General features: G+C 44.8%; 14 protein-coding genes. 12 read left to right on the top strand and 2 right to left on the bottom strand.

The genetic code is table 11. From position 1 onward, the window contains the following. Positions 1–71 precede the first annotated feature (71 nt). From mazG to yjgA, 8 genes are all read left to right on the top strand, one after another. The gene (gene mazG, locus I6E86_RS01730; RefSeq protein ID WP_197174794.1) at positions 72–953 is read left to right on the top strand and encodes a nucleoside triphosphate pyrophosphohydrolase; all 882 of its coding nucleotides are present in this window, start codon (positions 72–74) and stop codon (positions 951–953) included. Further along, positions 937–1,329, top strand: a complete 393-nt coding sequence (locus tag I6E86_RS01725; RefSeq protein ID WP_197174793.1) for a ComEA family DNA-binding protein — start codon at positions 937–939, stop codon at positions 1,327–1,329. The genes mazG and I6E86_RS01725 overlap by 17 nt, the downstream gene beginning before the upstream one ends. A gap of 166 nt (positions 1,330–1,495) precedes the next feature. After that, the gene (pcnB, locus tag I6E86_RS01720; RefSeq protein ID WP_197174792.1) at positions 1,496–3,748 is read left to right on the top strand and encodes a polynucleotide adenylyltransferase PcnB; all 2,253 of its coding nucleotides are present in this window, start codon (positions 1,496–1,498) and stop codon (positions 3,746–3,748) included. 31 nt (positions 3,749–3,779) lie between these two features. After that, positions 3,780–4,292 (top strand): 2-amino-4-hydroxy-6-hydroxymethyldihydropteridine diphosphokinase, encoded by a 513-nt coding sequence (gene folK / locus I6E86_RS01715; RefSeq protein WP_197174791.1) that lies wholly within the window; start codon positions 3,780–3,782, stop codon positions 4,290–4,292. Positions 4,293–4,383: 91 nt separating this feature from the next. Further along, complete coding sequence (gene panB / locus I6E86_RS01710) at positions 4,384–5,184, top strand: 3-methyl-2-oxobutanoate hydroxymethyltransferase (RefSeq protein WP_197174790.1); 801 nt, start codon at positions 4,384–4,386, stop codon at positions 5,182–5,184. A gap of 49 nt (positions 5,185–5,233) precedes the next feature. Further along, positions 5,234–6,139: a pantoate--beta-alanine ligase gene (gene panC / locus I6E86_RS01705; RefSeq protein WP_197174789.1), complete on the top strand. Its 906-nt coding sequence runs from the start codon at positions 5,234–5,236 to the stop codon at positions 6,137–6,139. A gap of 164 nt (positions 6,140–6,303) precedes the next feature. Further along, positions 6,304–7,269 carry an RNase adapter RapZ gene (gene rapZ, locus I6E86_RS01700; RefSeq protein ID WP_413786979.1) on the top strand — a complete coding sequence of 322 codons (966 nt, stop codon included), beginning with the start codon at positions 6,304–6,306 and terminating at the stop codon, positions 7,267–7,269. Positions 7,270–7,315: 46 nt separating this feature from the next. Next, positions 7,316–7,828, top strand: a complete 513-nt coding sequence (yjgA, locus tag I6E86_RS01695; RefSeq protein WP_197174788.1) for a ribosome biogenesis factor YjgA — start codon at positions 7,316–7,318, stop codon at positions 7,826–7,828. A gap of 100 nt (positions 7,829–7,928) precedes the next feature. Here the strand turns inward: yjgA and I6E86_RS01690 are convergent, their stop codons facing one another. After that, positions 7,929–8,549 carry a thiol:disulfide interchange protein DsbA/DsbL gene (locus I6E86_RS01690; protein ID WP_194363444.1) on the bottom strand — a complete coding sequence of 207 codons (621 nt, stop codon included), beginning with the start codon at positions 8,547–8,549 and terminating at the stop codon, positions 7,929–7,931. A gap of 492 nt (positions 8,550–9,041) precedes the next feature. Between I6E86_RS01690 and ubiG the strand changes: the two genes are divergently transcribed. The 4 genes from ubiG to I6E86_RS01670 all read left to right on the top strand — a co-directional run bounded on the left by ubiG (position 9,042) and on the right by I6E86_RS01670 (position 12,103). Further along, positions 9,042–9,890: a bifunctional 2-polyprenyl-6-hydroxyphenol methylase/3-demethylubiquinol 3-O-methyltransferase UbiG gene (gene ubiG, locus I6E86_RS01685; RefSeq protein WP_197174787.1), complete on the top strand. Its 849-nt coding sequence runs from the start codon at positions 9,042–9,044 to the stop codon at positions 9,888–9,890. Positions 9,891–9,997: 107 nt separating this feature from the next. Next, the gene (locus I6E86_RS01680) at positions 9,998–10,708 is read left to right on the top strand and encodes an HAD family hydrolase (protein WP_197174786.1); all 711 of its coding nucleotides are present in this window, start codon (positions 9,998–10,000) and stop codon (positions 10,706–10,708) included. A 106-nt stretch (positions 10,709–10,814) separates the two neighbouring features. Beyond that, on the top strand, positions 10,815–11,651 hold the full coding sequence (locus tag I6E86_RS01675; protein WP_197174785.1) for a YciK family oxidoreductase: 837 nt from the start codon (positions 10,815–10,817) through the stop codon (positions 11,649–11,651). Between the two features lie 185 nt (positions 11,652–11,836). Then, positions 11,837–12,103 carry a DksA/TraR family C4-type zinc finger protein gene (locus tag I6E86_RS01670; protein ID WP_194363448.1) on the top strand — a complete coding sequence of 89 codons (267 nt, stop codon included), beginning with the start codon at positions 11,837–11,839 and terminating at the stop codon, positions 12,101–12,103. Between the two features lie 106 nt (positions 12,104–12,209). On the opposite strand, the gene I6E86_RS01665 is transcribed toward I6E86_RS01670, so the two are convergent. Then, the gene (locus I6E86_RS01665) at positions 12,210–13,433 is read right to left on the bottom strand and encodes a GTP-binding protein (protein WP_197175026.1); all 1,224 of its coding nucleotides are present in this window, start codon (positions 13,431–13,433) and stop codon (positions 12,210–12,212) included. Between the last annotated feature and the right edge of the window lie 53 nt (positions 13,434–13,486).

The raw sequence follows: 13,486 nt of genomic DNA, 5'->3' as shown, positions 1-13,486 counted from the left end.
CAATAGTTATTGATTAACTTTATACTAAGCCACCGAAGAAGATAACAAACAAAACGATAAGAGCCTCCCTTATGAATACTCTCGACAATAAAATCACAGTGCCTGCACCAGTACAAGGAACACCAGAAGCCACAGGCCAGCTTGATGATCTTTTAGCATTGATGGCGCGGCTGCGAGTTGATTGTCCGTGGGATCAGAAACAAACCAATCACAGTCTCATTCCCTATGCCATCGAAGAGTCTTATGAGCTTGGTGAGGCGGTACAAAGTGAGGACGACGAAGATATCAAAGGCGAGCTGGGTGATGTGCTGCTACAAGTGGTGTTTCATTGTCAGATGTATGCTGAACAAGGGCGCTTTGATCTGAGCGACGTCATTACCACTTTGCAAGAGAAGCTGATTCGTCGTCATCCGCATGTATTTGAGGCCGAAAACTTGAAAGACGATGCAGCGGTAAAAGTACGCTGGGATGAGATTAAAGCGGAGGAGCAGCAAGCGCGCACGGCAAGTGGCAAACCAAAACGTCGATTAGACAATACCAAAGCGGGCAGTGCATTGATGCAAGCGCAAGACGTACAAAAGCAAGCGTCTAAACTGGGTTTTGATTGGGAAGGTGTTAGCGGTGCTTTTGATAAACTGGATGAAGAGATTGCTGAGCTAAAGCATGAGCTGACAGATAGTTCTACAACTGCTGTTGGATATGACATAAGCAAAGCCAATATTGTTGATATTGAAAAAGAGCTGGGTGATTGTATGTTTGCGCTGGTCAATGTCGCACGCAAATTAAATCTTGATGCAGAAACAGCAACCTTAACCTGTGTCCATAAATTTAAGTCACGCTTTGGTTATATTGAGGAGCAGCTAGCGCTCGCTAGCAAGCAGTTAGAAGACAGCGACTTAACTGAAATGGAAGCACTGTGGGAGCAAGCCAAACAACATGAACGATCCTCGTAACGTTTTATTTGCTCGCTTGAGCATACCGATTAGCTTGATGACACGTGTTGTTTTTTGCTCGATATTGGCGACTATGACTGTTACTAACAGTCATGCTGCCCCCTGTTTTGATAACCCGCAAAAGGCCTATGAGTATTTGATCGCAAAAGAAAATGCTGTCACACAAGCACGTGAGCAATATATTGTGAATATCAATCGAGCAAACGAAGGCGAGCTAGTTTCGTTAGAGGGTATCGGTAGTAGCAAAGCGCAGGCAATTATCTTATATCGTGAGATGTTTGGCGGTTTTACCATGGTTGATGAATTATCAAAAGTCAAAGGTATCGGTGAAAAAACGGTTGAGAAAAATCGAAGACGGTTGAGTGTGCAAGATTAAAGGCGATATTTTGTATGAATCAACCCCAATATTGACAAAATAGCATGTAAGTAAATGTCATAACACACCCACCACGCACAAAATTTGTTAAACTAGCAGGTACATCCGCCTGATAAACGCTGTGTTATTCAGGGGTGGTCAAAGAATACCGGCGAGGAGTAGATGCATGGCCGAGCGTGCCGCCAAGCAGTTAGAACTGAACAAATCTGAATTACCCAATTCCATTACTGAAGTGATTGCCACATTAACCCGAGCTGGGTTTGATGCCTATATCGTCGGCGGCGGCGTGCGTGATACCTTATTGGGCCTACGTCCAAAGGATTTCGATGCTGTCACTGATGCCAAGCCACATGAGATCAAAGATGTCTTTGGTAAGCGCTGCCGTATTATCGGTCGCCGCTTTCAGTTGGCGCATGTATATTCTGGCCGAGAGTTGATAGAAGTGGCTACTTTTCGTGGTCCACCAACCAATGATGCCAATACCAATCAAGACGGTATGATTTTGCGCGACAATGTCTGGGGTGACATCAAACAAGATTTCTCCCGTCGCGACTTTTCTATCAATGCGCTTTATTATCAACCGCTCAAAGGCATTGTCCATGATTTTTGTGATGCACTTGATGACATCGATAACAAAATCATCCGCCTATTGGGTAATGCGCCTGTGCGTATTGAAGAAGATCCAGTACGTTTGTTACGCGCGCTACGCTTCAAAGCCAAGCTGGGTTTTGAGTTTGATGAGGCACTGGCTGATCAGTTCCATGATGGTAATTGGGCACTACTTGAGCAAATATCACCGCATCGTCTCTATGACGAAACGCAAAAGATGTTTACGGGTGGCTATCTTGTGCCATTGTTGCCGCTATTGTTTGAATCAGGTGCGATTGATAGCCTGATTATCTATCCGCCGGCTGAGCCAAGCGCGTTAGTGAATCAGGTGGCCATCAATACTGATAAACGTATCGCATCAGGCAAGAGTATCAATCCGGCATTTTTCTATGCAGCGTTACTGTGGGAAAACTACCTGCATCAATTGGCAAAAGCCAAAAAACGCAATATGCCTTTTGCTGAAGCGCAAATGCATGCCGCGGGCAAAGTGATTGATCGTCAGCGTATCAAAACCGCGATTCCAAAGTTTGCAGAGCAGTTTATCCGTGACATTTGGGTATTGCAGCCAAAACTGGCGGCGCCGCGTAGCAAACAAATCGTCCAGCTCTCTGAGCATCCACGTTTTCGTGCAGGTTTTGACTTTTTATTACTGCGTGAGCAATGCGGTGATGCTGAGCATCCACTGTCAGAATCAACCAATGACATGGGTGACTGGTGGCAGACCTATCAGACCTTGTCTGAACAAGAGCAGCAGCAAGCGATTGATGACTTTGATGAAAATATTCGCCGCGGTGCTTACAAAAAAGTCCAAAGCGGTCGCGGACGCAATCGTCAAAAGCCTGAGACAACTATTGACAATGCGCCAGCCAAGCAGAGTAACACTAAGCAAGGCCGTGTAGCTGATAGTGCAGAAAATAGTAGAGATGGTCAGAGCGTAGTGAATGACCCGTCTAATATACCAGCACGCCGTCGCCGCGCAGCCAGTCATTCTAAAGCGGTTCAAAATGACAGTAAAGATAGCAATAGGCAGCAAGTGAAACAAGACAGTCATGAGCTCGCTCAGCTACAGCAGTTGTCTCTTGCGAATAGTCAGCCATCATCGAACAAGCGCCATCACTCTAAACCTGCGCCGCTGTTTGTGATCGAACACGGTAATGTCGTACCGCCGCTACAAAAGCAGTTATCGAATTGTGAAGAGTCAAAACCTACGGTTGCGCCCGTTAAGAGTCAGTCAGCAACGCGTGAAGCAGCACAACCGAAAACGGCTAAAGTCACTCGTTCAAACAATACTCAATCTGCTAAAGCTCATGAGCCAAAGGCAGCGCCATCATCTGATGAAGCACGTCCTACGCGCTCTATTGCAAGATCGCCTGCATTAGTGAGCATGAACAACGAACCAGTACCGTACAAGCGTCGCCGCCGTCAGCCTACCGTGGATACTAGTAGCACTGTTCAAGCACATAGCAGTACTGAAGTGAAAAACAGCACTGAAGTGAAAAACAGTATTGATGGACGAGGCAGTGAGAGAAAGCAGACGACCAAGCAATATGCCAAAAAAGTGCCGAAACCAGCGGATCAGATGAACAATCAAGCTGATACCAAAGGTGTTAAGTCTGTAGAGCCTAAAGCAGTAAAAAGCAGCGCTAGCGCGACTGCTACAAAAACTAAAAGACCAGTCAAAGCGACCACCGCTAAGCCTGATCAAACCGCTCAAGCGAATAGTCAGATGTCTGTTATCAAAATGACAGATAACAAAGGCCCTGTACCATCGAAGCGCCGTCGCCGTCAGCCAAGTACTGATAATGCTTAAGTATGATCTATAGACAGTTGGGTAAAGCGATATGGATGAGCCGATTTGGTTTATGAGCTATGTGGGCTTGGGCAGCAATCTGACCAATGAGTTGGGCTCACCTGCAGAGCATTTGCAACAAGCAGTCAAGAGCCTGCGTCAACATGCACAAATACATAATGTTGAAGTATCTTCACTTTACGCGTCAGATCCTATGGGGCCACAAGATCAGCCGGACTTCGTTAATGCTGTTGCAGGTTTTGAGACAACATTGACGCCATTTGAGCTGCTTAGCTTTTGCCAGCAATTGGAGCAGTTAGCCAAACGTGCTCGCTTACGTCACTGGGGTGAGCGTAGCCTAGATGTGGACATCTTATTGTATGGTGAGCTGCAGATAACCGAGCCTCAACTCACGATACCGCATGCGGGATTATGTGAGCGTAACTTTGTACTGGTGCCGCTACGTGAGCTGGCGCCGAATCTAATGATTATGGACAAGCCAATAGCCGACTATCCACAGAGTTATGACTGGACAGGCTTAAAGTTATTGTCAAACGACGCATGATTTTAAATGTCAGAACAGTCGTCGTTAGCGTTACTGATAACTGATGAACAATATTAATGAGTAGCTGCACAGCAGAATAATCGAGGGTCATATGACGACGTTATCTACTTTAAATAAATTTAAAAAAGACGGTACCAAGTTTACTTGTTTGACGTGCTATGACTCGATGTTTGCACGTATGATGGAAAACGCGCAGATTGATACGATTCTGATTGGCGATAGCTTAGGCATGGTTGTACAAGGCCATGAGTCAACGTTACCGGTGACAGTCAATGATATGGCCTATCATACCGCTAATATCGCGCGTAGCAATAAACATGCGCTTATTTTAGCTGACCTGCCGTTCATGAGTTATGTGACATTACCAGAAGCCATCGCTAATAGTCGACAGTTAATGCAAGCGGGTGCACATGTGATCAAAGTCGAAGGTGGAAGCGAGCTTTGTGAATTGGTCACGACCTTAGCGCGAGCGGGCACACCAACGTGCGTGCATCTTGGTCTGACCCCGCAGTCGGTTAATGTCTTTGGTGGCTACAAGATTCAAGGTCGCGGTGATGAAGCCGCGGATAAACTGCTTGCTGATGCCAAAGCTGTCGTCGCAGCAGGTGCTGCACTGCTAGTATTGGAATGTGTCCCTGCTGAGCTTGCAAAATCAGTCACCGAAGCCGTTGCCGTACCCGTGATTGGTATTGGTGCTGGTGCGGATACTGATGGCCAAGTGTTAGTGATGCATGACATGCTTGGCATAGCTCATGGCCGTGTCCCGCGCTTCATTCATGACTTTTTGACGGATGAGCGCAATACCGCACATAGTATTGAGGGCGCATTTGCGCTCTATCAGCAGTCGGTCAGAGAAGGCAGTTTTCCAACCGAACAACACCAATTTAGCTAGTCTCATACAAGCCATTGAATCACTAAATGTCTGAAAAAGAACCGTAATCATGTCTCCTATTATTCATCATCATATCTCATCACTACGTACCGCTTTACAGCTTTATCGTGGTCAAAAAACTGATAAACCAGATGGACTCCAGCGTATTGCTTTAGTACCAACCATGGGTAATCTGCATGACGGTCATCTCGAGCTAGTAAAAATCGCCAAGCAACACGCCGATATTGTAGTGGTTAGTATTTTTGTCAATCCTACGCAGTTTGGGGCGGGAGAGGATTTTGACAGCTACCCTCGTACGCTAGATGAAGATGTCGCCAAACTAGAAACCGTTGGCACGGACTATGTTTTTGCGCCTAGCATCGAGGAGATGTATCCAGTATTACCGCCACCGACCTCTGTATTGGCTGGCGTCATCACTGAGCAACTTTGTGGTCAATCACGTCCTGGACACTTCGATGGTGTTGGGATTGTTGTCTCTAAATTATTCAATATTGTCCAACCAGATGTGGCAGTATTCGGACAAAAAGACTATCAGCAGCTCGCTATTATCAAGCAGCTGGTACGCGACTTGAGCTATTCTATTGAGATCATTGGCGCACCTATTGTACGTGCTGATGATGGCTTGGCGCTCTCCTCACGCAATCAGTATTTAAGCAAATCTGAACGGCAGATAGCACCTATACTGCATCAAGTACTACAAGTATTGGCACAGCAGTTAGAGACTGGCAAGCTGAGTCAGCAAGCATTTGAGAAGTCACTGGCAGACACGCGAACTTGTATAAGTGATGCTGGCTTTACCATTGATTATTTGGCTGTAAAGACAGAAGCGCTAACACCTGTCGTCAGTGGTGTGGCAGATTTTAATACAGACAGCAAAAACGTTGTGATCTTAGTCGCTGCTTGGTTGGGACAAGCACGTTTATTGGACAATCAATTAGTCACTATCACTGATTAACTATCACTAACTAACTGTCACTAATTAACTATCAGTTAGCGACAATCCATTAGTAGCAGTCGCTTAATTATAATCAGTGAATTAGCTATCATAAATGAGCATGGGCGAGTCAGTATTGTTATAACCGTATCGTACTAACCGCTGTGAAATGGAATGGATAAGTCATGAGTGTGAGTCAAGATCAAAACGTTCGTAAAGATACAGTGATGACAGACCAAGTATCAAGCGATAAGCTGAGTATCTTGGTAGTGTCAGGACGTTCAGGATCAGGAAAGACGTCGGTTCTGAATATTTTAGAGGATTTGGGCTATTACTCTATTGATAATCTGCCACTGTCTTTATTACCGGATGCGGCGCATAAATTGGTCAACGAAAGCGGTATTCATCGCATCGCACTTGGTGTCGATATTCGCACGCCGCGTGCTGATTTGTCCAACTTTGCACAAACACGTGATCTGCTCAAAAAAACGTATGGTGCAGATACGGTTCAAGTGCTCTATGTGACCGCACAAGAGAGTACACTCATTGCCCGTTTTAATGCGACACGTCGTGTGCATCCATTGATGTCACAGGATGTCGACAGTGATAACGCTAACCACATCGCATTCAACCTGCCAGCTGCGATCAAAAAAGAAATTGAATTACTAGAGCCAATTGCGGGCCATGCCGATATTAAAATTGACACCAGTAGTCTGAATATTCACCAATTAAAAGACAGTTTGCGTGAATATATCGGCGCTGACAATCAGATTGTTATCAATCTACTGTCGTTTGGATTTAAATATGGCAGTCCTATCGATGCTGATTTTGTCTTTGATGTTAGGATTTTGCCCAATCCGCACTGGAATCCTGAACTGCGTGCATCGACGGGTCTTGATTCTGAGGTTGGGGCATTCTTTGCTGACTATCCAGAAGTGGCTGAGATGACAGATGATATCAATCGATTTTTGACACGCTGGCTACCAGAATTTTTACACAATAATCGTCACACCGTGACCGTGGCCATTGGCTGTACAGGTGGCAAGCATCGTTCAGTGTTTATTACTGATCATTTGCAGCGCCGTCTTAAAGATACGATGCCAGCAGGCATCAAGGTGTTGGCTAAACATCGCGAAAAAAGTCGCTGGTAACAGCAGACACCATTCATTTTATTATTTATTATTTTGGAAAGCTTTTATGATCGACTGGAAAGAACAGGATATGCGCGTCTCGCGCACCGAACTCAAAAAAGCCCATGAGCGCTTGCAGCAGTTATCGATACCGCTTGCGAGTTTATCGAAAAAGCAGCTAAAAGCCTTGCCTGCCAGTGATTATTTTATGGCAGAGCTAATGGCACTGGCTGATATCACCAGCGCCAATGCACGTAATCGTCAGACCAAACGTGTTGGCAAGCTTATGATTGAAGAAAATCGCCATGAGCTGATAAAAGCATTATTTGATGCATTTTTTCCGAAAGAGCAGGTCTCAAAAATAGAGAGCTGGTACGATCGCTTAAACATCAACGATGAAGGTACGCTAAAGCAATTTGTCAAACAATACAAAGCTTCCGAGCACCATAGTATGTATCAGCTATTGCTTTGGATTGAGTATGCTAAGCATACAAATGATGATGAGCTAATGTCAGAGTCAAAAGCAGATTTGGCCAGTTATATTCGTGAAGTGGCTATATTGTCACAGCTAAAGAAATAACAGCGATACACCCAAATAAAAAAGCCAATCACTGAATGATTGGCTTTTTTGTGTCATAATTTTCTATAATCAATAGGAAGATATGTGACTTATATTGATATTATTTCTTTTCAGCACGTACTTTATCAACTAAGTAATCGACAACTTTGACCACTTTAGCATCTTCACCTGTGACCACATATTTGCCTTGTACGACGACAGATGGGACACCAGTGATCTGATAACGTTTGGCACCTTCTTGTGAGCGACCGATTTTCGTACCAACGGCAAATGAGTTATAAAGACTGTTGAATTTCTTTTCATTCACGCCTTTAGTTGCATACCATTTGCTGAGTGAAGACTGATCAAACAGTTTTTTGCCATCTTTATGTACAGCATTAAAGAGCGCATCATGCGTTTTGCTCTCGAAACCTAATAACTGTGCTGCATAAAAACCACGAGCATTGGCTTCCCAAACAGGATTCAGTGCTGCTGGCGTTTTGAAAAATGCGACATCTTTATCTTTGGTTTTTGCCCATTTTTCCATGTGCGGATTGAGCGCGTTACAATGCGGGCAGCCATACCAGAAAAACTCACGAACAATGATAGCATCACCGCTGATGGTCTCTGGGTTGTCTATCACGCGATAATCTTTTCCAGCGACATAGTCCGCAGCCTGTGCGCCCATAGAGGAAAGTCCAATGGCCATGGCCAAACCAGTCAGTGTGATGACACGTTTCATACTTTATCCTTGAGATGTGGGGATTTAGAATTGGTTAAGAGGTTGGTATATCTATGATCTTTAAAGCATGCAATCTCTAAATATACAGTTTTTAGAGTGCCTACATGACGCAGCGTCGAGTATAATCCAACGATACTCAAGTATCGACTATGATAACGTAAAACATACGTGACTGTGAATCGGATTCTTAACCAATAGTTGTAAAGCTGTTAGCTATTATTTAAGGCGTCTTACTTAAAGCATAAATAGTCATAGGCCATTAGGCTAATGATGGTTATTTGCTTATCGGTTAACTTTTCATTCGCTTGTTTTGAAGTTATTTAGATTTAAAGATAACATAACATTGCTAAAACTATTCACAATCGGTGACGATGTACTTACGGCAAAACCACTGTGCTCATGCTAATATTAAATGCATAACTACTAAATGTAGACGATAACACTGATAATAACGATAACAGCAATCAAGAAAGACAATCAAGGAAACCTGCTATGAGCCAAGCTTTATCCTCTTCGAATGATACAACAAGCAGCACACTCGACCATACACCAAATACTATCATCAATGTGGATCCCAGCGAAGTAGAAAAATTCAATAACTTGGCTGGTGAGTGGTGGAGCAACACGGGCGCATTTGCCACGTTACACGAGATCAACCCATTACGCTTGAATTGGATAGAAGAAAACGTAAAGCGCGGCTATCAAAACGACAGTATTATCCATAATAGCGTCTCTCATGAGACTGCCAGTAAAACAGCTGAGCAAGGGCTGACTGGCAAAAAAGTACTCGACGTAGGGTGTGGCGGTGGTATCTTAGCAGAGTCAATGGCGCGTCGCGGTGCTGACGTGACAGGGATTGATTTGGGTACTGAAAATCTCAAGGCAGCAACCGTGCACGCGGAGCAAAGTGGCTTAGAAAACACGCTTCGCTATCAGCATATTCCAGTTGAAGAGCTGGCAAAGACGCATGCAGGTCAGTTCGATGTGGTGACTTGCATGGAGATGCTGGAGCATGTGCCTGATCCAAGCTCGATTGTGCAAGCCTGTTTTGATCTGTTGGCGCCGGGCGGCGTCTGTGTGTTATCGACCATTAATCGAAACCCAAAATCGTATCTATTTGCCATCGTTGGGGCAGAGTATGTACTGCGATTGCTTGATCGTGGCACACACGATTATGCCAAATTCATCACCCCAGCTGAGCTAGACAAAATGGCCATCACTGCTGAATTTGTACGTCAGGACATTATTGGGTTACATTATAATCCGTTGACCAAACGCTACTGGCTCGCTCAAAATGTCGACGTCAACTATATGATGGCAGTACAAAAACCGTTACGTTAAGCGAATACTACAGTGCTAAGCGAATGCGATAGTGCTAAGCGAATGCGACGATGGCAGCATTCTCGCCTATTCATCAAACACATTTTTAATCTCAAGAGCATTTCACTATGACCCAATTTGTAAAAGCTGTTTTATTTGACCTTGATGGGACATTAATCGATACTGCTGCTGATTTTGTTCGTATCATTGGCAAGATGAGTCTCGAAAACGGTTGGCAAGCACCGCCTGAAGCCGAAATCCGAGAGCAAGTCTCTGCAGGTGCCTCTGCTATGGTGCAATTAATGCTGCGGCATAATGACCAACTTGATGTCAGTGAAGAGGATTTGCTTAATTTTCGTCAGCAGTTTTTAGACGATTATGAAGCAGATATTTGTGTCGATAGCTGTGTGTTCGCTGAGCTTGAAGAAGTGTTAACTGAGCTTGAGCAAAAAGGCGTGCCATGGGGGATTGTCACCAACAAGCCGCGTTACTTGGCAGAAAAACTACTAGGCCAGATGCAATTGGATGAGCGCTGCGCTGCTTTGGTGTGTCCTGATGATGTATCACGTTCAAAACCAGACCCAGAACCGATGTATATGGCGTTAGAGAAGCTTGCAATACCACGAGGCGCTGCAGGCTGCGTCATCTATGTCGGCGACCATATCCGTGATATCGAAGCAGGTAATGCGGCTGGTATGCCAACAATTTTGGCCGCTTATGGTTATATCCCGAGCGATGAGCAAAAGTCCCTCAAAAAATGGGGCGCAGACTACATCACTGATACGCCGAAGCAGTTAAATAAGTTGCTGCTTTCTTCTGGTAAGTTTGAATATTTATAAACGTCTATTTTATGAGTAGCAAATAGATTAGCAGCATTAGTAATACTAAATTTGCAACTATAAGCACCTATCCCCAACGATTCAATGATAAGTAGTGAGTAATGCCATGAGTGACAATATTAATCAGCTGGCCAGTCAGCAAGACAACCAAAAAACCGTTCAAAGTCTTACACAACCTTTGACTCATGACGATATTCGCAACTTTGTACCACCTGAAAACTGTCTAGATGGCAAAACTATCTTGGTGACTGGTGCAGGCGACGGTATTGGCCGTGTAGCAGCATTAACTTATGCCCGTTATGGCGCCACAGTACTGCTATTGGGACGTACCAGTAGTAAGCTTGAATATGTTTATGATGAGATCGAAAGCCTCGGTGGTAAGCAGCCTGCCATGTTACCCATGAATCTAGAAGGTGCCAGTTATGCTGAAATGCAGCAGCTAGAAGGGCTGATCGATAAAGAGGTCGGTCAGTTAGATGGCATCCTACATAATGCAGGCGTGCTCGGACAGCTGACGCCTCTTGAAATGTACGACATCGATACCTTTGCTCAAGTCATGAAAGTCAATTTTACCGCTACCTTTATGCTTACTCAAGCGCTGCTACCGTTGCTAAAAGATGCCGATCAAGGCTCTATCGTCTTTACCTCTAGTACGGTAGGCACACATCCGCGTGCATTTTGGGGTGCTTATGCACTGTCAAAACAAGCAGTGGAAGGGATGAGCGATATCTTCACTCAAGAGACGCAAAACACCACGAATCTGCGTTTTAACTGTATCAATCCTGGTGGCACTCGTACCAATATGCGCGCCCATGCATACCCAGGAGAAAGCCCGATGAGCCTTAAAACTCCTGAAGATATTATGGCAGGGTACGTCTGTCTGATGAGTGATGAAAGTATCGGTGTGCGCGGTCAAGTGGTTGAGCTACAGCCAAAAGATTAGTAGCGTCAGTTTGTTAGGGAACAAAAAATGCTAGTCAAAAAACCCTAAAAGCAACCTATTGATTTTATGTTTAATTAACCATGGTTTATACAGCCATTTATCGCTTGTAATTGACTCAATATAGCCCCATCTATCTGTTATTAAAGTAATTTATAATATCTAATGATAATAAATAGGATAAAATTATGGCAGGTGGTTGGTCAAGAGATGGTGCTGAGCACGAACAGATGGATGCGACGGTAAATGATGCGTTGGAGCGAGCGAGACGTTCATTACCGACGGGCGTCAGTGCTGAGTTTTGTGATGAATGTGGCAATCCTATTCCGGAGGCACGGCGGATAGCGGTGCCTGGTATCCAGCACTGTGTTGGTTGTCAGACAGAGCTTGAACAAGAGGCGAAAGCCACTGAACTGTTCAATCGGCGCGGTAGTAAAGACAGTCAATTACGTTAATCAAAAAGCGACCCTGTTATGAAAATAACAGGGTCGCTTTTTTGTGGCAAATCTTATTTATACATTGATTTTAGCTATGTTGATGATACACGTCATTACTCGTAACTTATATAACCATAGCCATCAATTCACGATCACAAGCTTCCCAATCTATCGCAGTTGATGTTTTAGGCTGATACTGAGAGTCTGTGGCTTCCAGAGCCGTATCGGAAATATCCTCTAGTTGTAAAATAATCTCTAACCGACTATCAGACTGTGTCTCAACTGTGCTCGTGGTGAGGCTATCAGGGGTGAAATTAATCTGTAGCCAGCCATCAGACGTATGTACCACACCTTTTATACGCTGCCAGTTTGGCAACGCTAGCAACCAGTTCTGTAAATCGTCAGCGTTCAATATATAACTCGCTGGCAGACGCCATCCTGCCAAAGCCAAATCTTGCTGATTCTCATGGTAACGATAGGGCAGGTCAGTATCAGTGCCAGTATTAGTGATGTTCTGAGTATCACTCTCATCTATAGCAGTGCTCGCTGATGATGCCATTGTCAAAGAGTTAGTCTGCGGTCGTAAGCTGACAGTAGACCGTTGAAGGCTAGCAATAGCTACTTTGCGCTGTGCTGATATAACTTGGCTAGGTTTACTCAGTTGGGTACTTAGTGCAGATGCATAAGCCTTTGCCAGATCCACACTTGATGCCTCAGTTGTATCAGTGGTCATTGGCTCAGATACTGCCCAAATGATGCTTGCTTGCGAATTGAGCGTGGCTATCCATTCTATCAAGGCTTGTTTTTCGCCCGCATTCAGTTGGTCATAGCGATTGACCACCAGTACATCGGCATCACGGACATGCGCTTGAAAGCCTTCATGAGTGCGATATTTGACTTGTTGCCACTGTACGCCGCTGAGTACAGTTATCACCGCCTGCATTTTTAGTGCAGTTTGCCAATGCGAGGCGCTGAGTTGTCGTATCAGCTCACGTGGATGGGCAAGCCCAGTCGGCTCAATGAGTAGGCGCTGTGGGTGATGGTCGCTCAGCAAACGACTAATCGCGATTTGCAAAGGCAATTGACTGGTGCAACAAATACAGCCGCCACTGACTTCTCGAATCGCAATGCTGTCTTGCTCAGCAGTGCTGTCTTGTGAGCTTGCTAGCAACGCACCATCGATACCGATATGACCAAACTCATTGATGAGTAAAGCCCAGCGCTCATCAACAGGTTTCGTGGCAAGTAACTGGTTAATTACGGTGGTTTTTCCAGCACCCAAAAACCCTGTCACTAATGTGCAGGGTATATTTTGAAAAATAGTAGATGGTTTCAAAGATAGGCTCATTCGTTTGGAGATATTAGGGCATGTCATTAACACGCCCTAATGACATGCTCTAG

Source organism: Psychrobacter sp. SWN149 (assembly GCF_015864565.1).
Taxonomy (GTDB): domain Bacteria; phylum Pseudomonadota; class Gammaproteobacteria; order Pseudomonadales; family Moraxellaceae; genus Psychrobacter.
This window is presented reverse-complemented; position numbering and strand designations above follow the sequence as displayed.